We start from the raw sequence: 21,337 nt of genomic DNA, 5'->3' as shown, positions 1-21,337 counted from the left end.
TTCTCCTTACGCTTCTTCGACGTTGAATTTTTTATCAAGCTGATTCATACGCCAGGCGTAGAAAAAGATCAGCGCCACAAAGATATAGATTGATCCTTGCTGGGCAAACCAGAACCCGAGTTGATAGCCGCCAAGACGGAAAGCGTTCAACTGATTGACAAATAAAATACCGCACCCGAACGAAACAAAAAACCAGACAAGCAGGCACCCGATCACGAGCCGGATATTAGCCTGCCAGTACTTCTGCGCATTGTTCATGCCTCTCTCCTCTCCGTTTGTAGTATTCTTGTTTTAGTCAACCGATTGATTGTACTGATGAATACAAATGACTGGGTATATATACCGGTGGGGTTGATGGTGTCAACGGGTTTTTTTTATAACAAACAGGTGCTTCGCAGGGTGAAGGTTTGGATGGCGGCTTGCCGTGCGCTGTAAGGGATTGCCTGTTTATTCCATGCAGCTTTTGGCGGGGATGGTTCGTTACGACCATAAACTTCCCACCCTTCCGGCCTGATAGATGTCTTTCAGGGTCAGCAGCCCGCCTTTCCTGAATTTTTTGAGCAGAAAGAGAAAAAGATAGGCTGTTTGCATCGCATCCTCAAGGGCGTCATGGGGCTTGAATGCGGGGAGATTATATTCTTTGCTCAATGCCCCCAGGGAGTAGTTGTGCGACCAATCTTCTTCGCCGTGAAAATGCCCGGACAATGCGCGACGATACCCCCGGGCCATGCGGATGGTGTCAATCCCGGGATTGGAAAGGGTTCCGCCCAGAATCTTGCGGGCGGCCTTGTTCAGAAAACCCATGTCAAGGGCAACGCAATGGCCCACCATGAGGCTGTTTCCTGCAAATTCGACAAAGGCCGGCAACACTTCTTCCAGAGGGGGGGCCTCAGCCAACTGCTGCGGGGTAATGCGGTGGATCAGGGTGGCTTGGGTGTGTGTGGTATTTTTTGGTCGTATATATTGGTGGAAGGTGGCGCCCAGATCGATTTGCAGGTCACGGATCACTATCGCGCCGATGGAGATGATTTCATCGCGCTTCAGGTCAAAACCGGTCAGCTCGGTGTCGCACACCACAAAGGTGTAATCGGTCAGGGGGCGGGATTGGTCAAAGTGGGCAAAGATTTCCCTGTTTTTTGTAATGAGCGGATGCGGAGGGGCAAACCAGGAGCGTGGCTTCAAGAGATCAAGCATCATGTCACCGGATACATCTGATCCAGCACGCCGTACAGCCGTTCAATGACCGTGAAGGCATCCTTGAGCATCCTGCGTTCAAGGTCGGAGAGGTCGGCCGGATCGATATAGTTGTCGGGAATGGTCTCGGCCTCAATCTGCCGGAGTTGATGCACCAGGCGTTGCTGCATCTGCAGTTCATAGGCCTCGCTGGCCGAGGACCAGAGCTCTGCCTGAATCCAGTCGCCGTCCCGCAGGGCTTTCAGGCGGGCCAGGGTATTGGTCTCATTCACGCCGAATTTCAGGGCCAGCACCCGGGCAAAATTTACAAAAGGGGTCAGCCCCTGCTTTTTAATGTCCAGCCGGTTTTTGTGCTCACCATCTCTTTCCACGATGAAATTCTTGAAAAACGAGAGGGGGGCGCGGGTTTCCATGGACTGGCGGGCCAGGTGGAACAAAAAGAGGTCACGGCCCTTTATGTGCTGGTTTAAGTGCGTTCGCAGGCTCTCGGCCAAGGCGGCCTCGCCGAAACCGGCGCGAAAATCAAAAAAAATAGTGGCATAGCGCAGTTCCTGCGGGTCCGGCTCGGAAACCCAGCGCTCAAAATACCGTTTCCAGGAGGAAAGCGGTTGGCACCAGAGCGGGTTGACCGCCATGACCTCGCCTGGGCAAAGCGGGTAGCCGCAGTTGACCAGGTGGTCAATGGCCTTGGCGGCAAACGCCTTGAAATAAGCGGCTGCTGCTTGCGCCTGGGTCTCATCTTCCGGGTCGGAATAGATGATGGCATTGTCCTGATCGGTCTTGAAGGTCTGCTCCCTGCGTCCTTCGCTGCCCAGGAGCAGCCAGCAGTAGGGGACTGGCGGCGCTCCCAGCTCTTGTTCCAGCAGGGTCAGCATTCGCTCCAGGATATGATCGTTGAGGATGGCGATCATCTGGGTGATATTCCCGGCCTTGGCCCCTTCTCCGATCAGCCCCCGGATTACATCCGGGATCTTGTTCGCCAGGGGATACAGGCCGGAGATCTGTTGCTGGCCCCGGATTTCCTTGAACAGATAATAGGGGGAGTGGCCCTGGAGGAGCATGATGTCATGGGAGGTGATCACCCCGATGATCTTTCCTGCCCGCTCCACGGCGAGGTGATGGATTCCGGTATCCATCATCTTGAGGAGCACGTCGAAACAGAGGGACTGGGAGAGCACGGTCTGCACCGGGGTGCTCATGATGGTTTGCACCGGTTGCTGAAAATCCAGCCCGGCCGCCACCACCTTGCCGCGGAGATCGCGGTCGGTGATGATGCCGACAATCTTTTCCGCATCAACGGCATCATGGATCAACAGGCAGCCCACCCGATGCTCGGACATAAGGGCGGCGGCTTCCTGAATGGTGGCGCTGGCCGCCACCTTGCGCAGGGTCTTCACCAGGTCGCCAACCCTGATGGAGAAAAGGTACAGATCCTCGTTGCTCCGGCGAGTCACCTTGTGATGGCGCAGTTCGTTATAGGCGGTGGTGACGATTTTTTCGGAAAAGCTTTTCAGGTAAAAATGGGCAAAGGACGCCTGTTTTTCAATGAGCCCAAGAAAGATATCCCGGGGCAGGAGAAAGCAGAAGGTGTCCTCCACGGTTTCGATATTGAGATTGGCCGGGGTGCCTCGGATGATGGCAAGGGCGCCGATATAGGCGCCTTCGCCGCGAAAGTCCTTGAGGGTTACTTCGCCGTTTTCGTCTTCCAGAAAGGCCTTGACCCCACCGCGTTGGATAAAATAGAGATGGGTCAGTTCGGTGACATCCGCGGTAAGGAGTCTGGTCCCCTTGGGAAAGAAATCAATGCGGCAATGCCGGGCAAGGGAGCGCAGGGTTTCTTCGTCCAGGGTGTCAAAGGGCATGATCCCCTTGAAAAAAGAGATTGCCACTTCAGGGGCGACCGCATGGACATCATTTTCTATGAAGGCTGTCATTTTTCAGTTCTTTTGTCGCGGAGTTGCAGGGCAAGCCCCGAAGAGCGGAGCGCATGGATCCGGCCGGGAAAATTGAGGCCGAAATGTTTGTGCCGCCAGTTATTTATGCTGTATTGCCCGTTTGGCCGGAAGGGAAAGGATGCCCATTGTTTTTCCGGTTTCAGGACATGCATAGCGTATCCCAAAATTCCGTCATTGAAAAGATCCTTGTGCTCCCTCTTTGGTTAATGGAGGAGAAGAACTGCTTGTGGTATGGTGTTCTTGACATCGGGTCGTGTAACAGAGTAAAAACTCTACGGAAAATCCTTGTGCAAACACTCAGGCCGTGAAGGGGAAAACAATTTCATGAAGAAAGAGCACGCGGTTATCATCCCGGTTATCCTGGCCGGCGGATCCGGCACCCGTTTGTGGCCTTTGTCCAGGGAATGCCATCCCAAGCAGCTCCTTGCCCTGGTCAACGACAAGACCATGCTCCAGAACACCTTACTGCGGGTCCAGGGGTTGCAGGGGGTTGGTGCGCCCATCATCGTCTGCACCGAAGAGCACCGCTTTTTGGTGGCCGAGCAGGTCCGCGCCATGGGCATCGTAGCGACCATCATCATTGAGCCCGTGGGGCGGGATACCGCTCCGGCTGTTGCCGTCGCCGCACTGGAGGCTGTCCGGCAGGATGAAGACGCGGTTATTCTTGTCCTGCCCGCGGACCATGTCATCGGCAACGAGGCGGGTTTTGCCGAGGCCGTGGCCAGGGGGGCTTCACGCGCAGGGCAGGGGCGCCCGGTCACCTTCGGCATTGTCCCGCAGAGTCCCCATACCGGCTATGGCTACATCAAGAAGGGGGCGGAGGCGGACGGGGAGAAACCGCCTGTTTTCACGGTGGATTGCTTTGTGGAAAAACCCTGCCTGGAAAAAGCCCGGCAATATCTGGACGAAGGCTATCTGTGGAACAGCGGGATGTTTCTCTTCCAGGCCGCCGGATTCCTGGCAACCCTCAAGGAGTTTGAGCCGGGCATGGCCGATTGCGTGGCTCGGGCCTATGCTGCCCGCACCCATGACTTGGATTTTACCCGGCTTGATTCCGTGGCTTTTTCCGCAAGCCCCGCCAATTCCGTGGACTACGCGGTGATGGAGCGGGTTCGGGATACGGTGGTCGTGCCCCTGGATTGCGCCTGGAGCGATGTGGGCTCCTGGGAAGCGCTCTGGGAGATCGGCAAGCAGGACGAGAACGGCAATGTTTTCATCGGCAGCGTCTTGGCCGAGGATGTGACTGGTTCCTATATCCATGCCGGAGACAAGCTTGTCGCGGCAATCGGGCTGAGCGATTACGTCATCGTCGAGACCAAGGATGCGCTGCTCGTCGCCGCCAAGGACCGGACCCAGGAGGTGAAGACCATTGTCAAGCGGTTGACCATGGAGAAGCGGGAGGAGGTGCGGCTGCACAAAAAGGTCTTTCGTCCCTGGGGATCGTATGAACGCGTGGATAGCGGGGAACGTTTTCAGGTGAAGCGGATCATGGTGAACCCCGGCGCCACCCTGTCGCTGCAACGGCATTTTCATCGGGCCGAGCACTGGGTGGTGGTAAAAGGCACCGCCCATATCACCAATGGCGATCAGTCCATCATCCTGACGGAAAATCAGTCCACCTATATCCCGCTTGGGGCAAAACACCGGTTGGAAAATCCGGGCACCATCCCCCTTGAGATCATTGAAATCCAGACCGGCAGCTATCTGGGCGAGGACGACATCGAACGATTCGAGGATCTGTACGGGAGATGAAGCGCGGTGTTTTCCCTGACAGGAAACACGACGCTCTCCTTCGGGAAAAGAATTTAAAAAACAGCAAGTTGCCTACTTTTTTTTATTTGCACTTTACAGATAATGGGTATATCAACGTAGGAGTTGCATGAGGGACATTGGGGGAGCCGTGTAGCGGAAGTGTTCATCTCTGCGGAAAGGTGAGGGGATGCAGCGTGTTGTGGTGCTCGGGGGGAGTGGCTTTGTCGGCAGGGCGCTGGTCCAACGCCTTGTGGGTGATGGTATTGAGACAGCCGTGGTTGCGCGGAGCGGATTTTCCGAAGCAGAACCCTCGGGCGTCCGGTTTCTTTCCGGCGATATCGGCGACGCGGATTTCCTGAAAAATTCCCTGGCCGGATATGACACCGTAATCCATCTTGCCTCCAAGTCCGGCATTTGGGGGGATAAAAACGAGTATTACGCAACCAATGTCGTTGGCACCCAGAATGTTTTGGACGCCTGCCGGGCAAATAACGTCGCGGCCCTTGTCTACGCCAGCACGCCAGGGGTTGTTTACCAGAAAGATGACCTGTGCGGGGTGAACGAACGCACGCCCTATGCCCGGAATTTTCTTTGTGACTATGTCCGGACCAAAGCCCTTGCCGAGCAAATGGTTCTGGCGGCCAACTCCGAAGGTTTGAAAACCATAGCCCTGCGTCCTCACCTGATCTGGGGGCCGGGAGACTTCAACCTTATCCCCCGTCTTCTCGGTCAAGCCAGATGCCGGCAGTTGAAGCGGGTCGGGGACGGCCATAATCTTGTGGATGTCACCTTCATCGATAATGCCGTGGATGCCTTTGTCCTGGCGGCAAAAAATCTGCATGGCTCGGCCACCGGGGCAGGCAAGCCGTATTTTATCTCCCAGGGTGAACCGGTCAATCTCTGGAATTGGCTCAATAAATTTTTTCGGCGGCTTGATATTCCCATTGTCGAGGAAAGCATCCCTTTCCAAAAGGCGTACTTGATGGGAATGCTCATGGAAAAGACTTTTTCCTTCGCCCGGATCAAGCGGGAGCCCTGCATAACCCGTTTTCTCGCCGTGCAACTGGCAAAATCCCATTGGTTTTCCATTGAAAACGCCAATCGCGACCTCGGGTATTTCCCCCGGGTTTCGACGGCGGAAGGAATCAACACCATCCTGCAATGGGTCAACAAGAACGAACTGTGATTTTTCTCTTTTCCCCCCCTTCCCTCTGCGAATTTTTTACTACGATTGTCACGCCGCTGTTGAAAAACCATGTGGCTGTTTCGCCTGATCGGAGCGGCGGAACGTTGCCATGCGGGAACTTCCATGGTTGTGTCGCTTATTTTTCAACGGCTCCTAAAAATATCTTGCAGAGAATATCTATTTTTCATAATGTGACCGCCTGGTCATATTATGGATACCCAACTTGTGCAGCCCAAGCAAACCTTTATGAATCTGGCGCCGGAAAAGCGCGAGAGCATCGTGCGTGCGGCGGCCGCCGAGTTTGCCGCACAGGGGTACCAGCGGGCAAGCCTCAATAATATCGTCAAGCAGTTGGGGATATCCAAGGGCTCGCTCTACCAGTATTTTGACAACAAGGAAGCCCTGTTCCTGCATGTATTTGATCATTTTACCCTGCAGGTGAAACAGTATGTCAAGGCTTCGGCTACGGGCAACGGCCGGGAGGATTTTTTTGATGTGGCCCGTCAGGTATTGCTGGCCGGCATAGCCTTCATCGATAGCCACCCGGAATATTTTCAGGTGTATCTCAAGGTGCTGTTCGAGCGGGATGTGCCGCGCCGGGAGGAATTGGTCTCCAGGGTGCGCCTTTTTTCCCTGGAATATTTCGGACCGCTGGCGGACCGGGCCAGGGAGCAGGGGGTGTTGCGCAGCGATATCCCTTCGCAAAAGGTGGTTTTTATTTTGGATGCGATGCTGGATCGCTTTCTGCAAGGATATGCCCAGCCGCATCTCGACGGGGGGCTGGCGCTGGCCGGGATGTCCGCCGACCGGCTCCATGATGAGATCGACAGTATGGTTGCGGTGCTGCGCACCGGGTTGCAACCGTCAGATATGGGAGAGTAGGCAATGGAACAGATGGTGGTTGCGGCAGGGCTTGGCGATGTCCTGGAGAAGGTCAAGGCAGGGGAACGGCTCAGCGTAGCGGACGGGGTCCGGTTGTACAAAACCAACGATATCCTGGCGGTGGGCTATCTGGCCAACCTGGTGCGGGAGCGGCTCAACGGCGATCGCGCCTATTTCATCTACAACCAGCACGTCAATTACTCGAACATCTGCACCAATCTTTGCAAGTTCTGCGCTTTTGGCAAGGACAAGGAATCGCCCCAGGCCTACGAGATGACCGTGGATCAGGTCAAGGCCAAGGTGCGGGAGCGGCTGGCCGAGCCCATCACCGAGGTGCATGTGGTGGGCGGCATTCATCCGGATCTGCCGTACCAGTATTATCTGGACATGCTGCGCGGCATCAAGGAGGTGCGGCCCGAGATCCACATCCAGGCCTTCACCTGCGTGGAGATCGCCCACCTGGCTACCCTGGCCGGAAAGTCGGTAACCGAAACCCTCAAGGAACTGGTCGCTGCCGGGCTTGGCTCGATCCCGGGCGGCGGGGCCGAGGTGTTCAGCCCCAGGATCAGGCAGCGCACCTGCGAGAAGAAGCTTTCCGGCGAGGGGTGGCTCGAGGTTGCCAAGTCGGCGCACCGGATCGGGCTCAAAAGCAACGCCACCATGCTTTACGGCCATATCGAGACCATGGAGGAACGGGTCGAGCATCTTGCCGCCCTCCGCACGGCCCAGGATGAAACCGGCGGGTTCCTCACCTTTATTCCCCTGGCCTTCCACCCGAAGAACACCGAGCTGCACGAGCTGGCCAAGACCAGTGGGATCGACGATCTCAAGAACATCGCGGTGGCCCGCTGCTTTCTCGACAATTTTCCGCATATCAAGGCATACTGGGTGATGATCGGGCCCAAGCTGGCCCAGATCGCCCTCTCCTTTGGCGCCGACGATGTGGACGGCACGGTCAAGGAGGAGCTGATCACCCATATGGCCGGCGGCGAGGCGGGCGGGACCATGGCCGACACCGAGTTGATCCGGCTGATCCGGGATGCCGGACGGAAACCGGTGGAGCGGGACACCTTGTACAACGTGATCAAAGAGTATTAACAGCCATGGACCTCAAACGGATTACGGAAAAGTCCCTGGCGGGCGAGCGGATTACGGCGGAAGAGGGGTTGGCCCTTTTGGAACACGGCGATCTCTACCAACTGGGCTTTCTGGCCAACGCCATCCGCAGGCGAAAGCACCCGGAGCCCATGGTCACCTATGTGGTTGACCGCAACATCAACTACACCGACATCTGCATCTCCGCCTGCAAATTCTGCGCGTTTTTCAAAGCCCCGGAAGACCCGGCCGGATCGGTGCTCTCCTTTGGTGAGCTTGGCGCGAAGATCGAGGAAACCAAGGCGCTGGGCGGTACCCAGATTTTGCTCCAGGGGGGGCTCCACCCGGACAAGCCCCTGGAGTTCTATGAAGAAATGCTCCGTTTCATCAAGGGGCACGGGATCCATATCCACGGGTTTTCCCCGCCTGAGGTCTGCCATTTCGCCACCCTGTCCTCCCTGCCGGTGCGGGAGGTTCTGATCCGTTTGCAGCAGGCCGGGCTCGATTCCATTCCCGGCGGCGGGGCGGAGATCCTCTGCGACCGGGTGCGGCAGGAAACCGCGCCGCGCAAATGCTTAACCGACGCCTGGCTCGGGGTGATGGAAGAGGCGCACCACTTGGGGATGCGCACCACCGCGACCATGATGTTCGGGCATCTGGAAACCCTGGCCGAGCGGGTCGAGCATCTCTCGCGGGTGCGGGAGCTGCAGGACAAAACCGGCGGCTTCACCGCTTTTATCCCCTGGCCCTTCCAGCCGGACAATACGGCGTTGGCCCATCTGCCCAAGACTACAGCCTTTCAGTATTTGAGAATGCTGGCGTTGTCGCGGATCTTTTTGGACAACATCGACAATATCCAGGCCTCCTGGGTGACCCAGGGACCCAAGATCGCCCAGCTCTCCCTCTTCTTTGGGGCCAATGATTTCGGCAGCACCATGATCGAGGAGAACGTGGTGGCTGCGGCCGGGGTGGGGTTCCGCCTCTCCGAGCAGGAGATTCGCACCTTGGTGGAAGGCGCCGGTTGTGTGCCCAGGCAGCGCAGAATGGACTACACTTTGGTGTAACATGCAGGAATACCCTCGCTATCTCTACCGGGCGCCCTTTGTCGTCACGGGCAATGGCCCGGTCATCGCCGACGGCGCGGTGCTCACCGAAAACGGGCTGGTCGCGGCGGTGGGCTCCTATGCTGAGCTGAAAGATGTCGACGCCCAGTTGGAAGAGTATGACGGCCACGTCATCACCTCTCCCTTGGTCAACTGCCACGCCCATCTCGAACTCTCGTATCTGGCCGGGCTGACCGGGGATTCCCCGAAGCCCGGCGACATGACCGGCTGGATCAGGGGGCTGCTTGCCGCCCGGGCGGAAAGTCCCGAGCCGGAAATAGTGCATGATGCCGCGCGCATGGGGCTGGCCCGTCTGTATGCCGGGGGATGCCGGGCCGTGGTTGATATTGGGAACCTGCAGGAAAGCAGTCTGCTGGGGGAAGGCTTCAAGACCGAGGTGCTTTTTTTCCTTGAGCTGCTCGGACTGTGCGGCCCCTCCGAGGAAGCGGCCCTGGCAACCTTGGCCGGAATCGGCAGCGAGGTGTGTTGTACACCCCATGCCCCGTATTCGGCAGGCCCGGCATTGATTCGGGCCTTGAAAAAACGGGCGGGGAACAACCTGTTTCCCATGCACGTGGCCGAGTCTGCCCAGGAAATCGAATTCTTGCGCACCGGCCGCGGACCGTTTGCTGATTTCCTTGCCGAGCGGGGGGTGGAGGTTGCCTCCTTTGCCCCGCCCGGCATGGGCGCGGTCCGTTATCTGGAGTCCCTTGGGGTGTTGGACAAGCAGACCCTGTGCGTCCATGGTGTTCATGTTGAGGATGAAGAGATCGCCCTCCTGGCCCTCCATGGGGCTGCAGTATGCTTATGTCCCGGCAGCAACCGGTTCATGGGGGTGGGGCGTGCGCCGGTGCATAAAATGCGTGCCCAGGGCGTCCCACTGGTGCTGGGCACGGACAGTCTGGCCAGCAATCCACAGCTCAACCTCTGGCGGGAAATGCAGGTGTTGCGGGAAGAGCATCCGGATCTTCCGCCCGAGGCGGTCTTTGCCATGGCTTCAATAAATGGCGCGCGTCTTCTCGGCTTGGAGAACAGACTCGGCCGTATCGCTCCAGGGGTCTCCTCCTCGCTGCTGGCGGTGCGGTGCCCGGCGAAAACAGAGGCTGAAGTCCTTGAGTATCTCACCTTGGCCGGCACGGAGATTCGTCTTGAATGGCTTGAGTAACGGGATGAAGATCACGGCCAGAATCGGGATGGTGAATTACATCAACACCGCGCCCCTGTATGAGGTGTGGCGCCAGAGTGTGCGGCGAGCGGACTGGCGGATTACCGAGGCGCCGCCCTCGGTGCTCAACCGCATGCTGCACGAAAACGAGCTTGATCTCGGCTTTGTTTCTTCCCAGGAATATGCCCTGCATCCCGGGGAGTACCGGATAATGAGCGATCTGTCCATCTCGTCCACCGGACCGGTGGGCAGCGTTTTTCTCTTTTCGGAATTGCCCATTGCCGGTCTGGATGAGCAATTGGTTCTGCTCAGCCCCCAGTCCCAGACCTCGGTGAGTCTGGTGAAGATCATTCTGGAGGAGTTCCACCAGGTTCATCCCCGCTATCGCAGCGGCTTGGCCAGCGAGTTGGGTCAGGACGCGGAAAGGCCCGCCGCGGTGCTGGCCATTGGCGATGAAGCGTTGCGGCTGGCAGTGGAAGCGCGGTATCCCCACCGACTGGACCTTGGCGAGGCCTGGCAGGAGCGTACCGGCCTGCCGTTTGTCTTTGCGGTCTGGGCTGTGCGGGAGAATTTTTGCCGCGAGGAACCGGACACCGTCTTTGCCATTTATCAGGAGCTGCACCGTTGCCTGCGTGAAGGAAAGGCGCGGCTGCCTGAGATCAGCGCCATTGTGGCCAAGCGGGTTCCCATGGACGAGGCGGCATGTTACCGGTATCTCCAAAGGATTGAGTATGATCTGGGCAATGAAAAGCAGGAGGCGCTGAGGCGATTTTTCGAGTATCTTATCAAGCGCGGGGAGGTCCCTGCGTCGGCGCTTCCCCTCAAGGTTTGCGGAAAACAGTAGGCATATGAAGAATCCAGACGAAAAGAAAAAATTTGTTCAGAAAAAGTTTTCCGCAATCAGCGGGAAATACGACTTTCTCAATTCGGTGCTGAGCTTCCAGATCGACCGCTATTGGCGCTGGGTCACCACCCGGGAACTGAAGGAGTTCCCCAAGGGCGTGGTGCTCGACCTTTGCGCCGGAACCCTGCCCCTTTCCCTGGAGCTGACCCGGCAGGCCAAGCAGCGCCGGGTGCTGGCCGTGGATTTTTGCGAGGATATGCTGCGGGCCGGAATGCTCCATCTTCCCGCCGACGACCGGAAAGATCGGATCGGGCCGGTGTGCGGGGACGGGGAGCAGATCCCCGTGAAAACCTCCACGGTCTGGGGTGTCACCGTGGCCTTCGGAGTCAGGAACCTGGCGCGAACCCAGCAGGGACTCAATGAGATGCACCGGGTGCTCAAGCCCGGCGGCAAGCTGCTGATCCTCGAGTTTTCCAGGCCGCAAAATCCGGTGATCAAGCCTCTGTATAATTTTTATCTCAACCGGGTATTGCCGAAGATTGCCGGGCTTGTTTCCGGCGATACCGAGGCCTATGAGTATCTGGCCAGCTCCATCGCCGAATTCTATGCCCCTGAAGAACTGCTGTCCATGATGCAACAGGCCGGGTTTGCCACCACCTACCATCGGCCGCTGACCTTCGGGGTGGTGACAGTCTATGTGGGGGTGAAATGAAGATGGACTTGCCAAAAAAGAAGAAAGTAACAGGTCCGCACTCAACCTTAACGAATTATGCCGTGAAAACCGATGGTGGCGCGTCTTTTTGCGGGGCCATCAAATGAAGAAGGTCGTCCTGGCCATAACCGGCGCCACCGGAGCGGTCTATGCCCTGGAGTTCCTCAAGATCTGCCAGTCTCTTGAGCTTGAGGTGCATGGGCTTTTGTCCGAAGCGGGCGCGCAGGTGCTGGGGTTGGAGCTTGGGATGTCTCGGACGGACCTTGACCCCTATGTGGCCAAGTGGCATGATGTGCATGATTTTGCCGCGCCCATGTCCAGCGGCTCCAGCGATTTTTCCGGCATGGCCGTCCTGCCCTGCACCATGGGAAGTCTTGCCGCCATAGCCAACGGCGTCTGCGGCAACCTGATCCACCGGGCCGCGGATGTCATGCTCAAGGAGCGGCGTCCCCTGGTGCTGGCGGTTCGGGAAACGCCCTTGAATAAGACCCACCTCACCAATATGTTGAAGGCGCACGAGGCCGGGGCCATCATTTGTCCGCCCATGCCCGCCTTGTATCACCGGCCCCGGAGCATCGAAGAAATGGCCCGTCAGTATGCGGGGCGGGTGGCGGGACTGCTCGGCGTCACGGTTGAGGGTCTTGCCAGATGGCAAGGGCTTCCTCCGGAAGATGAGGCATGATAACGGAGCATGACCGGCGTGCGGCCGGAGAGGGATGGCGATGCTGCACAAGGTGAGAACCCTGCTTGAGATGATCAAGTTCGGGCATACCATTTTTGCCCTGCCCTTTGCCCTGATCGGGGCATTTCTGGCGAAACGCGGGGTTCCCGAGGCTGTAACCTTCGGTTGGATCATCCTGGCCATGGTTGGCGCCCGCACCGCGGCCATGGGCTTCAATCGGATCGTTGACCGGAAGTTTGACGCGGCCAACCCCCGCACCGCGGATCGGGCTATCCCGAGCGGCGCGGTGGGGCTGGCGGAAGCCTGGGGCATGGTTTTTCTCTTTACCTTGCTCTATTTTGTCGCCTGCTATCAGCTCAATCCCCTTACCCTGAAGCTTTCTCCATTTGCGCTGGCGCTTACCTTTCTCTATTCCCTGACCAAGCGTTTCACCTGGCTCTGCCATGTGGTCCTCGGTGTTGCCCTGGCTTTTTCGCCGCTGGGCGGTTGGGTCGCGGTCAAGGGAACCGTATTGGATTTTCCCATGGTTCTTTCATTGGGGGTGCTTTTCTGGGTGGCGGGGTTTGATACGGTGTATGCCTGTCTCGATGCCGATTTTGACAGGCAAGCAGGGCTCTATTCCCTGCCGTCACGATTTGGCCGGGAAAAAGCATTCAGGCTCGCGGTTTTTTTTCATGGGCTGGCCTTTCTTTTGTTTATTCTCACAGGTATACTGTCCGGGCTGAATTATTATTATTATCTTGGAATTGCCCTTACGGCAGGAGCCCTTTTTTACCAGCATATTGTCGTTAATCCCAAGGATTTGTCCCGGATTCAGCTTTCATTTTTCACCATGAACGGATTGATCAGCCTTACCTTGTTTGTGGCAACCTGGCTTTCATTGGCCGCTACAACAAAATAATCATGCCATGGTGTATGGCGAGAGCGGCATCCGGAGCCGTCATGGAATACATCAAGAAACAAGATCATTCCAACGGCTCCTCTGTCGTTTAATCAGGAAAATCTCATAATAAAAGGAACTGTCATGCAATTTGGAAAATTTCATAAAGCCGTTCTCGTTTTGGTCGCCCTGGGGGCCACTGTTGTTTTTGCAACCAGTGTCTGGTCCAAGCCGGAAAAGAAGGCAGAGGAGGTTGCGGCCTTTGTCAATGGCGAACCCATTGCTGCCACAGCGGTGCAGGGTGAGATAAATGGTATCCTGGGCCGCTTTCAGGCACAGGGCAGCAAGCCCAACGAGACCGAGATGGCTTCGCTCCGGGAATCCGTTCTTGATAAGATGATCAAGCTCGAACTGCTGGGGCAGGAGAGCAAAAAAGCCGGGATAGCAGTGAGCGCCGCCGATATTGAGAATGAATTGAAGGGATACAAGAAGGGCTTTGCCGACGACAAGGCCTTTGCCAAGGCCCTCGGCGAAGCAGGCATCACCGAGACGGAGCTGCGCAAGCAGATCGGCAAGAATATCGCCATCCAGAAATTCATCGATACCAAGTTCAAGGGCAAGGTCCAGATAACCGAGCAGGAGGCCAAGGATTTCTATAACAGCAATCAGGACAAATTCGCCCAACCGGAAATGGTACATGCCCGTCATATCCTGATAAACGCAAAGGAAACAGAGGCCAAGGCGGACAAGGATCGCAAGCGCGCAAAACTAGTTCAGATACAAAAGCAACTGAAGAGCGGCGCCAATTTCGCCGATCTTGCCAAGCAGTTTTCAGATTGTCCGAGCAAGGAGCGGGGCGGGGATCTGGGCTTTTTTCCAAGAGGTCAGATGGTGAAGCCCTTTGACCAGGCAGTTTTTAAAATGATGCCCGGTGATGTCAGTGACATCGTGGAAACCGAGTTCGGCTATCACCTGATCAAGCTTGAAGAAAAAAAGCCCGCCAAGACTGTGAGCTTTGATGAAGCAAAGGCAAAGATTATCGCCTATCTCACCCAGGAAAAGGTTACAGCCAATATCGAGGCCTTTTTAACGGCGGCCAAAAGCAAGGCAACCATCAAGATGGTTGCCCCCAAGGCAAAAAAATAACCGTCGTTAACAATTCAGAGTGGGGAAAGGGCCATGGTTTGCTGCAAGCCATGGCCCTTTTTGTTTGCGCTTTACAAAGAATGGGGAAGGCGCGGTGCGGGCTGTCCGCCTCAGTTCTGTTGGAGTAATCGTCTAAAAGGATGGCTCGCTGCAGTAGAGTTTGCGGAATTTTTCCATTTCCTGTTGGGTCTCCGGAGCGAGCTCAAGGTCGTAGCGGGCAACATATTCAGCCGCCATGCGGTGGGTATTGAAGATTGGGCAGTTGAGCGTGAGATTGGCGATGCATTTGTCGATATACTGGTCATGCAGGGCTGGATCATAAAACAGCCGCAGCATTTCCGGGAAAACGGTATAGAATGAAGCGGAGTCTTCGTTGTAGAGCAGGGATGAGGGGTGTTCGCTGAAATGCTCGGGAGAGACCGACTCTTCATAGCCGAATTTCCAGCCGGTCCGTCCGTCGTGATACCCCTCAACCCACCAGCCATCCATAATGCTCACGTTGGGCACGCCGTTCATGGCAGCCTTCATTCCGCTGGTGCCGCTGGCCTCCAAGGGGCGCTTGGGGCTGTTCAGCCAGGCGTGGCAACCGGCAACCATCATTTTGGCCAGATGCATGTCATATCCCGGAATGAAGATCAGTTTGGCCAACCCATTACTTTTTAGGTACAGCTCTTCTTGGACGGCCAGAACGTTTTTGATCAGATCCTTGCCCGGCTCGTCCGAAGGGTGGGCCTTGCCCGCATAAAGAAAATGAACCGGCCAGTTGTTTTCGGTAATCATTGCCGCCAACCGGTCGATGTCTTCAAAGATCAGATCTGCCCGTTTGTAGGTGGAAAATCGGCGGGCAAAACCCAGGGTGAAGGTCGTGTGCTCAAGGGTTGCTTCTTTTTCGCTGCGATAGGAAAGGTAATTGGGCGGATCAATCCACGTCGCCAGGCGCTGATTGCGATGGGTGATGAGCATCCGGGTGACATACTCAGCCAGGATTTTTGTATCCGTGCGCCACGCCTGCTCAAAATAGGTGCGGAATTTTTTGTTTCGGTGCAGGGGAGCCGCCTTGGTAAAAACACTGGGGTCTTTCCGCCAATTGCGCAGCTCGGGAAAGGTGTCGTACAGTTCCGCCTTGGCATCGCTGGTCCAGGTGAGATGATGCACCCCGTTGGTAATTGCCGTGATCTTGTCCGCATATTGCGGGAACTGCTTCTGGGTTACCTCTTTATGGAGACGGCTGACGCTGTTGGTGGCCCGGTTGAGTTTCATGGCCATGGCGGTGAAATTGTAGACGGAATGGTTGTGCTCTTCCAGGGCCAGAAGATTCAGCACGCGCTTGCAGAATGGGCTGATTAAATCCTCGTACACGGAAACATTGAACCGGTCATGCCCTGCAATAACCGGGGTATGGATGGTAAAGACAATCCGCTTGGCAACTTCCGTCGCGGCCGCGAGGATACTCTGATCCGTTGCCTTTTTTTCATACTGGGGGCCATATTTCTTTTCCAGAAGTTTGGCGACCAGGGAGAGTACCACGCCCACCCCGTGCTGTTCGTTTAAGTGAATGGTGCGGGAGGTGATACCCAAGGCCTCCATGGCAGGGATAACCCCCAGACCCAGCAACCTGCGCTGGGTTGCCTTCACCTTTTCCGAACTGCTGTCGTACAGATGTTGGGCTGCGTCTTGGATCCAGGAAGGGGATTGCGGGGTCTGGAAATCAAGCAGGATTTCCGGCACGAAAAAATCGAGGGTTTCGTTCAGTTCCATCTTGAGCCAGATTTGAGCGCAGGCAACGGATTGCTTTCCTGCCTGATCATAAAAAGGAACCTCGATGGTCAGAGGTTGGGCGGGGTTTTCCGGGGCGTGCAGCAGATACAGCCCCGGGGTGTTTTTCGGTTCCCATTGGGAGGCCCAGGCCACCTGTCCGATTTTTGAATCGACCATCTGGGAGAAATATCCCTTCCGGTAGAGCAGGGAAACTCCGGCCACTGGAATTTTGCAGTCCGCGAAGCTTTTCAGGGTGTCTCCCGCAAGAATGCCGAGACCGCCGCTGTAGTTGGGGATCTTGACGGGGCCTTGCAAAAAAAGCTGCACGAAACGATTGATGGCTTCATCCGGATGTTCCGTTATTTCAAGTCGATTGAGTTTGTTGCGCACCGGGTGGAAAACATCGAGATCAGCCCCTATTTCCATGGAGATGTAGGTGACGGATTCGCCGGCCGGTGAAGTGAGGGCCTGCCAAACCGAGTCAAGAACCTTTTGGGAAATACCGAAAAAAGTGCCGAATTTGTTCGTGGCGATCATGTCCCGGAGAAGGTGTTTGCCCTCCGAGGAAAAATGGACCTTGGGCGCCGCTGCTTTTGTGGGGCTTGTTTTGCTGTGGGGTGGGAGGGAGGATTTCATTGGTTAACACGGCTCGCCGAAATACATAGCTCGGATTTTTGTTTGGGACGATCAAGAGAACGGAAAGTCAAAAAAACTTTCCGCAGGGTTCAGTCATCCTGTTAATTATCATGTGTTCTCTGGGCCATGCAAGTGAATTGTGCGGGCAGGCAGGGGCGTAATTGGCGGCTCACAAAGGGCAGAGTTAGGCTATTGTACCCTTTTGGGCGATGTAAGGCCCTGAATAAAAAAACACATTGAAAATTAATAAAGAATTCAGTATGATTTTTCAGTTTATTGAATTATATAGGCCTTGATAAGGAGTTGTTTTCATATAAAAATCTGTCACAAGATGTATTTGGAGGAAGGAGAAAAATGAAAAGAGGAATTCTGCAGTATTTGGCAATGGCGTGTGTTGTTGTCTCCCTTTCCCTTTTGTCTGGCGGGTGCGCCAAGAAGAAAGTGCAGAGCGATAAGGACATGGCCGCTGGCACTGGTGCTGGTGCTAGCCCCGCTGTCGGTCAGGAAGAGTCTCTTGCTTCAAAATGGGTTGGTGGCGACAGTGGCGCTGTTCTGGAAGGCCGGACCACCGCTCCGATGCTGCCCATCTATTTTGACTATGACAAATCCGATATCCGGGCAGACCAGAAGGACCGTATCAAGAAAAATGGCGAGCTGTTGATCGGTTCTCCCCAGGTTCGTGTTCGGGTTGAGGGCAACACCGACGAGCGCGGCACCAACGAGTACAATATGGCCCTCGGCGAGAGACGCGCCGTGACCGCTGTGAAGTATCTGGTGAACATGGGCGTTGCGGAAGGCCGGATTGACACCCTCAGCTTTGGCGAGGAGAAGCCCCTCAACCTCGGTCATGATGAAATGGCTTGGTCGCAGAATCGTCGTGATGACTTTGTTATCGTCAAGTAAGCTTCTTTTCTAAGAAGATTGTTGTAATCTGAGATGGGAGCATGTTTATGTTCCCATCTTTTTTTTGTTTTTTAGTCCCGCGAGGGTATAATGGGATACTTGAAAATTTTCTGCCGATAACAAACCGGAGATATGTATGAAGATGAAATTCCTTGGAGGGGTGTTGTGTGTGTGTGTGGCGTTGAGCGTCTCTTCGGTGCTTGCCTTTGCGGCTCCGGAACGTGGAAAAATCGCCACCATCAGTATTCAGCAAATTCTTGGCAAATCCAAAGCGGCCCTGGATGCTCAAAAAATTCTTCAGGCGGAAGTTGACAAGTTTCAAGCAAAGTTCAAGGCGGATGAAGATGCCTTGACCGCCATGAAAAACGAGATTGAGAAGAAAGGGTCTGCCTGGAGCGATGAGATCCGTGCCGAGAAAGAGCGTGAGTACCAGAAGAGACTTCGCGACTATGGCATGAAAACCGAAGATGCAAAGCAAGAGATGCAACAGCTTGAGAAAAGGCATATGGAGCCTATCTTGAAACAGTTGCATGAGGTTATTGCTGAAATAGGCAAGAAAAATGGCTATTCCCTGATTCTTGAGAATACCATGAAAGGGCTACGGAATAGAACGGGCTTGCTCTATGCCGATGATACCCTTGATATCAGCGATCAGGTCCAGAAGGAGCTTGACAGCCGTCTGAAGAAATAGTTTCACAGTTAAAATCTGTTGTCACAAAGAGGCGTTGCGGAATTACCGCAACGCCTCTTTGTGTTGGGGCTCTGCAAGGGGAATGAAAAGAATCAATCCCATGGCCGGTAGGGAGAGAAGGAAACTGATCCCGAAAAAATAACCATACCCGGCCCAGGCGGCGAGAAAGCCGCTCAATACCCCGGCATACAGACCGCTGAAACTCATGAGTCCGGTGCCGATGGCGTAGTGCGCTGCTTTGAAGCGCGGCTGGCATAAGCGCATGAGAAAAATCATGAGCACGGCTGTGCCGAGGCCTCCGGCGAGTTGGTCAAAGGCGTGGATGCAGGCAACCATGAGAAGATTTGCTGGGCCTATCACCGCGGGATCGGGATTCCCGGTGTTGAGCAGGATGAAGGCCTCGAGCTTAAGAGCCAGAAACATATAGGTCAGATTGGTGAAATTCTGGGCAAGCAACAGGGGCCAGATCATTCTTCGGAGTGAATATTTCGAGATGAGCCATCCGCCGAGCATTGCGCCGATTATGGAGAACGGCAGGCCAATCCCGCCCGAGATCCAGCCGTAATGTTTTTTTATGCCGAGATCGACCATGAACGGCGCAACCATGCTGGAAAGCATGTATTCTCCGGTTCTAATCAGGACGATAAAGGCCAGGATGGGAGCGATTTTATCTCGATCCATAAAGGAAAAGAACGCTTCGCTGAAAAATGGGTTGCCCTTGCTGTGCAGCCATTGTTCAATTTTTTTTCTCTGGGCGCCTATAATGATGAGTCCGCTGACCAGAAGCAGACCGATCAGCCCGGCCAGGTTGATCTTGTGCAAAAATCCCGGGAGCAGCACAAGGCCCTGCGCGAGAATTGTCTGATCGTAAAGGCGCACGGCGATCACGGCAAGGGCTGCGGCGCAGGCAAGTCTGAGCAGTCGGCCGGTTGTGGGTTTCGGCAGCAGTAAGGTCAGCGGGAGGCGGGCTGTTTCCCCTTGGGGGAGATAGCGCAGGTGGTAGGTGGAAAAAAGTGCCAGAATGAGTGCCGATCCGCCAAAAGCCATGGGCCATCCCTTGGTTGTACCGATGGTTGCGATAACCCCGGCGCCGGCCATCATGGCAATACGGTAAGCCATGACCCGATAGCCGATGAAACGGGCCTGTTCGCGAGAGTCCAGGGTTTCGAGGTAGTAGCCGTCAATGGCGATGTCGTGGGTGGCGGCCAGGAAACTCCCCGCCAGGAAAAGCATGCCGATAAGGACGGGGGCCTGGGGCAGGGGGGCAAGGGCTGCGGCAATCAGCAAAAGTCCTGCCAGTAAAGCCTGCATGATGAGGAGCCACTGGCGTTTGCTGCCATACCGGTCAATCTGCGGCGCCCAAAAAAATTTCAAGGTCCAGGGTAAACCGAAAAGGGAGGTGAGCCCTATTCCTTCAAGGCTAACGCCGTTATCTCGGAAGAATACGGTGGAAACGGTGCGGATGATCGAATAGGGCAAGCCTTCGCAGAAATACGTGGTAAAGGCCCAGATCGCTGCGCCGGCTGGTTTGGGGCCGGAATTTTTTTTTTCAGTTGTTGTCATGGAAATCGATATGCGGGGTGGAAATATTTTCTGTTATGCGGATTGATTTCAGTATATAGTTTTTTATATGGCAATGCGCCATACATACAAGGCTTTTGTATGAAGATGCATGAGGAAACAGAGCCGAATGCGCAACCAGATCGAAACCGTGCCGGATTGTCGGCAACGCTGAAAAGGGATGAGGGGTACGTTGACCGATTGCATCGTTTTTCATGTGGACACCAAGTTTTCCAAGGAGTGAGTCATGGCGCGAAATATCATTATAATGGACAGCTCGGCCAGCATGCGGCGCATAATCAGGACCATGATTCAAGCCACGGTAAACGATGCGGTTGTTGCCGAGGCCCAGGATGCCGAAGAAGCAAGGGGGCTTATCGAAGATGCCCACTATCATCTGGTGATTTTTTCAAGGGAGTCATCCGGTAAAAAATGGCTTGAATTCGCCCAGAAAAAACTTGCTCTTCCTGAACCGCAACGAACAAAATTTGTTCTTTTTACTTCCACTAAAAAACGGGATTATATCGAAGAGATCAAACGCTACGGCATAGAGGAATATTTTACAATCCCCTGCGCGCCCAACGTTCCTGGCGAACTCATCACCAGGCTCTGCACGCCTTTTTCCTTGCGGAAAGCAAGGCGGTACAGCGTTCCAGGCGCCGCTGCCAGCTTGGAGCAGGGAAACGACACATACCAGGCCGAAATTATCAACTTCAGCGAGGGTGGGCTCCTGTGCGAACTCGAAGCCCAGGCGCGGTTCAACTGGTTTTTCCCTGCAATGATCAATCTGGAGATTCTCCTCGAAGGCGCAACGCTGAAAGTTGCGGGGCTGTATTCCGTAGCCAGGCGTCTTATGGTGGTTGAGGCAAATTCTGATTACTCGCCAAGGCGTATCCGTCTGGCCTGCAGGTTTATCAGTGTCCCGGAGGAAAGCAAAAAACAATTGCTTCAGGTTTTCTCGGTGATCGAGAAACAGGAAGGGCTGCTCGGGCACGAAGATTAGGAGTTGTTAAAACTCCTGCGCGCTCGAGCGACTGCGTTTTGTGGCTTTATCGAGGGTGTAAAAAGGATTGTGTAAATGGCCATTCCGGGGGTAGAAAAGTTCGCCCCCAACCAAGGAGAGAGATATGGCCATTTCCAAAGAAGTGCTTGACCAACTGATTGCCGATTACAAAAAGCCGGAAGACCTGATC

At 55.3% G+C, this 21,337-nt stretch carries 19 protein-coding genes; 14 read left to right on the top strand and 5 right to left on the bottom strand.

Annotation, left to right across the window (positions count from 1 at the left end):
- Positions 1–6: 6 nt before the first annotated feature.
- The 3 genes from MWR57_RS03140 to MWR57_RS03130 all read right to left on the bottom strand — a co-directional run bounded on the left by MWR57_RS03140 (position 7) and on the right by MWR57_RS03130 (position 3,128).
- Positions 7–258 carry a DUF4212 domain-containing protein gene (locus MWR57_RS03140; protein WP_423123333.1) on the bottom strand — a complete coding sequence of 84 codons (252 nt, stop codon included), beginning with the start codon at positions 256–258 and terminating at the stop codon, positions 7–9.
- 222 nt (positions 259–480) lie between these two features.
- Positions 481–1,197, bottom strand: a complete 717-nt coding sequence (locus MWR57_RS03135; RefSeq protein WP_423123332.1) for a 3'-5' exonuclease — start codon at positions 1,195–1,197, stop codon at positions 481–483.
- Positions 1,194–3,128, bottom strand: coding sequence for a DUF294 nucleotidyltransferase-like domain-containing protein (locus MWR57_RS03130; protein WP_423123331.1), 1,935 nt, complete (start codon positions 3,126–3,128; stop codon positions 1,194–1,196). The genes MWR57_RS03135 and MWR57_RS03130 overlap by 4 nt, the downstream gene beginning before the upstream one ends.
- A 345-nt stretch (positions 3,129–3,473) precedes the next feature.
- On the opposite strand from MWR57_RS03130, the gene MWR57_RS03125 reads away from it, so the two are divergent.
- From MWR57_RS03125 to MWR57_RS03075, 11 genes are all read left to right on the top strand, one after another.
- Complete coding sequence (locus MWR57_RS03125) at positions 3,474–4,901, top strand: mannose-1-phosphate guanylyltransferase/mannose-6-phosphate isomerase (RefSeq protein WP_423123330.1); 1,428 nt, start codon at positions 3,474–3,476, stop codon at positions 4,899–4,901.
- Positions 4,902–5,088: 187 nt separating this feature from the next.
- On the top strand, positions 5,089–6,087 hold the full coding sequence (locus MWR57_RS03120; protein ID WP_423123329.1) for an NAD-dependent epimerase/dehydratase family protein: 999 nt from the start codon (positions 5,089–5,091) through the stop codon (positions 6,085–6,087).
- 210 nt (positions 6,088–6,297) lie between these two features.
- Positions 6,298–6,969, top strand: coding sequence for a TetR/AcrR family transcriptional regulator (locus MWR57_RS03115; protein WP_423123328.1), 672 nt, complete (start codon positions 6,298–6,300; stop codon positions 6,967–6,969).
- Positions 6,970–6,972: 3 nt separating this feature from the next.
- Positions 6,973–8,067: an aminofutalosine synthase MqnE gene (mqnE, locus tag MWR57_RS03110; RefSeq protein WP_423123327.1), complete on the top strand. Its 1,095-nt coding sequence runs from the start codon at positions 6,973–6,975 to the stop codon at positions 8,065–8,067.
- A gap of 5 nt (positions 8,068–8,072) precedes the next feature.
- The gene (gene mqnC, locus MWR57_RS03105) at positions 8,073–9,128 is read left to right on the top strand and encodes a cyclic dehypoxanthinyl futalosine synthase (protein WP_423123326.1); all 1,056 of its coding nucleotides are present in this window, start codon (positions 8,073–8,075) and stop codon (positions 9,126–9,128) included.
- A 1-nt stretch (position 9,129) separates the two neighbouring features.
- Positions 9,130–10,332: an amidohydrolase family protein gene (locus tag MWR57_RS03100; RefSeq protein WP_423123325.1), complete on the top strand. Its 1,203-nt coding sequence runs from the start codon at positions 9,130–9,132 to the stop codon at positions 10,330–10,332.
- Positions 10,316–11,176, top strand: a complete 861-nt coding sequence (locus tag MWR57_RS03095; protein WP_423123324.1) for a menaquinone biosynthetic enzyme MqnA/MqnD family protein — start codon at positions 10,316–10,318, stop codon at positions 11,174–11,176. The genes MWR57_RS03100 and MWR57_RS03095 overlap by 17 nt, the downstream gene beginning before the upstream one ends.
- A gap of 4 nt (positions 11,177–11,180) precedes the next feature.
- Complete coding sequence (gene ubiE / locus MWR57_RS03090) at positions 11,181–11,888, top strand: bifunctional demethylmenaquinone methyltransferase/2-methoxy-6-polyprenyl-1,4-benzoquinol methylase UbiE (protein ID WP_423123323.1); 708 nt, start codon at positions 11,181–11,183, stop codon at positions 11,886–11,888.
- 103 nt (positions 11,889–11,991) lie between these two features.
- On the top strand, positions 11,992–12,570 hold the full coding sequence (locus MWR57_RS03085; RefSeq protein WP_423123322.1) for a UbiX family flavin prenyltransferase: 579 nt from the start codon (positions 11,992–11,994) through the stop codon (positions 12,568–12,570).
- A gap of 34 nt (positions 12,571–12,604) precedes the next feature.
- Positions 12,605–13,471: a UbiA-like polyprenyltransferase gene (locus MWR57_RS03080; protein WP_423123321.1), complete on the top strand. Its 867-nt coding sequence runs from the start codon at positions 12,605–12,607 to the stop codon at positions 13,469–13,471.
- Between the two features lie 123 nt (positions 13,472–13,594).
- On the top strand, positions 13,595–14,596 hold the full coding sequence (locus tag MWR57_RS03075; protein ID WP_423123320.1) for a peptidylprolyl isomerase: 1,002 nt from the start codon (positions 13,595–13,597) through the stop codon (positions 14,594–14,596).
- Positions 14,597–14,728: 132 nt separating this feature from the next.
- Here the strand turns inward: MWR57_RS03075 and glgP are convergent, their stop codons facing one another.
- The gene (gene glgP / locus MWR57_RS03070) at positions 14,729–16,990 is read right to left on the bottom strand and encodes an alpha-glucan family phosphorylase (protein WP_423123319.1); all 2,262 of its coding nucleotides are present in this window, start codon (positions 16,988–16,990) and stop codon (positions 14,729–14,731) included.
- A 354-nt stretch (positions 16,991–17,344) separates the two neighbouring features.
- Here glgP and pal point away from each other — a divergent pair, with 354 nt between their 5' ends.
- Together pal and MWR57_RS03060 are read left to right on the top strand one after the other, a co-directional pair.
- Positions 17,345–17,893, top strand: coding sequence for a peptidoglycan-associated lipoprotein Pal (gene pal / locus MWR57_RS03065; RefSeq protein ID WP_423123318.1), 549 nt, complete (start codon positions 17,345–17,347; stop codon positions 17,891–17,893).
- A 136-nt stretch (positions 17,894–18,029) separates the two neighbouring features.
- Positions 18,030–18,584, top strand: coding sequence for an OmpH/Skp family outer membrane protein (locus MWR57_RS03060; RefSeq protein WP_423123317.1), 555 nt, complete (start codon positions 18,030–18,032; stop codon positions 18,582–18,584).
- A 42-nt stretch (positions 18,585–18,626) separates the two neighbouring features.
- Here the strand turns inward: MWR57_RS03060 and MWR57_RS03055 are convergent, their stop codons facing one another.
- Positions 18,627–20,147 carry an MFS transporter gene (locus tag MWR57_RS03055; RefSeq protein WP_423123316.1) on the bottom strand — a complete coding sequence of 507 codons (1,521 nt, stop codon included), beginning with the start codon at positions 20,145–20,147 and terminating at the stop codon, positions 18,627–18,629.
- 244 nt (positions 20,148–20,391) lie between these two features.
- Here MWR57_RS03055 and MWR57_RS03050 point away from each other — a divergent pair, with 244 nt between their 5' ends.
- Positions 20,392–21,147, top strand: coding sequence for a PilZ domain-containing protein (locus tag MWR57_RS03050; protein ID WP_423123315.1), 756 nt, complete (start codon positions 20,392–20,394; stop codon positions 21,145–21,147).
- Positions 21,148–21,337: the final 190 nt, after the last annotated feature.

It is taken from the genome of Hydrosulfovibrio ferrireducens (assembly GCF_046883345.1).
In the GTDB taxonomy this organism is placed as follows: Bacteria; Desulfobacterota; Desulfobulbia; order Desulfobulbales; family Desulfurivibrionaceae; genus Thiovibrio; species Thiovibrio ferrireducens.
The sequence above is the reverse complement of the archived record's forward strand: the minus strand, read 5'-3'. Positions and strand labels throughout refer to the sequence as shown.

Excerpts from the sequence above, each read along its gene's own strand:
- MWR57_RS03140 (WP_423123333.1), bottom strand. The coding sequence starts at position 258 with ATGAACAATGCGCAGAAGTACTGGCAGGCTAATATCCGGCTCGTGATC.
- MWR57_RS03135 (WP_423123332.1), bottom strand. The coding sequence starts at position 1,197 with ATGATGCTTGATCTCTTGAAGCCACGCTCCTGGTTTGCCCCTCCGCAT.
- MWR57_RS03130 (WP_423123331.1), bottom strand. The coding sequence starts at position 3,128 with ATGACAGCCTTCATAGAAAATGATGTCCATGCGGTCGCCCCTGAAGTG.
- MWR57_RS03125 (WP_423123330.1), top strand. The coding sequence starts at position 3,474 with ATGAAGAAAGAGCACGCGGTTATCATCCCGGTTATCCTGGCCGGCGGA.
- MWR57_RS03120 (WP_423123329.1), top strand. The coding sequence starts at position 5,089 with ATGCAGCGTGTTGTGGTGCTCGGGGGGAGTGGCTTTGTCGGCAGGGCG.
- MWR57_RS03115 (WP_423123328.1), top strand. The coding sequence starts at position 6,298 with ATGGATACCCAACTTGTGCAGCCCAAGCAAACCTTTATGAATCTGGCG.
- mqnE (WP_423123327.1), top strand. The coding sequence starts at position 6,973 with ATGGAACAGATGGTGGTTGCGGCAGGGCTTGGCGATGTCCTGGAGAAG.
- mqnC (WP_423123326.1), top strand. The coding sequence starts at position 8,073 with ATGGACCTCAAACGGATTACGGAAAAGTCCCTGGCGGGCGAGCGGATT.
- MWR57_RS03100 (WP_423123325.1), top strand. The coding sequence starts at position 9,130 with ATGCAGGAATACCCTCGCTATCTCTACCGGGCGCCCTTTGTCGTCACG.
- ubiE (WP_423123323.1), top strand. The coding sequence starts at position 11,181 with ATGAAGAATCCAGACGAAAAGAAAAAATTTGTTCAGAAAAAGTTTTCC.
- MWR57_RS03085 (WP_423123322.1), top strand. The coding sequence starts at position 11,992 with ATGAAGAAGGTCGTCCTGGCCATAACCGGCGCCACCGGAGCGGTCTAT.
- MWR57_RS03080 (WP_423123321.1), top strand. The coding sequence starts at position 12,605 with ATGGCGATGCTGCACAAGGTGAGAACCCTGCTTGAGATGATCAAGTTC.
- MWR57_RS03075 (WP_423123320.1), top strand. The coding sequence starts at position 13,595 with ATGCAATTTGGAAAATTTCATAAAGCCGTTCTCGTTTTGGTCGCCCTG.
- glgP (WP_423123319.1), bottom strand. The coding sequence starts at position 16,990 with ATGAAATCCTCCCTCCCACCCCACAGCAAAACAAGCCCCACAAAAGCA.
- pal (WP_423123318.1), top strand. The coding sequence starts at position 17,345 with ATGAAAAGAGGAATTCTGCAGTATTTGGCAATGGCGTGTGTTGTTGTC.
- MWR57_RS03060 (WP_423123317.1), top strand. The coding sequence starts at position 18,030 with ATGAAGATGAAATTCCTTGGAGGGGTGTTGTGTGTGTGTGTGGCGTTG.
- MWR57_RS03055 (WP_423123316.1), bottom strand. The coding sequence starts at position 20,147 with ATGACAACAACTGAAAAAAAAAATTCCGGCCCCAAACCAGCCGGCGCA.
- MWR57_RS03050 (WP_423123315.1), top strand. The coding sequence starts at position 20,392 with ATGGCGCGAAATATCATTATAATGGACAGCTCGGCCAGCATGCGGCGC.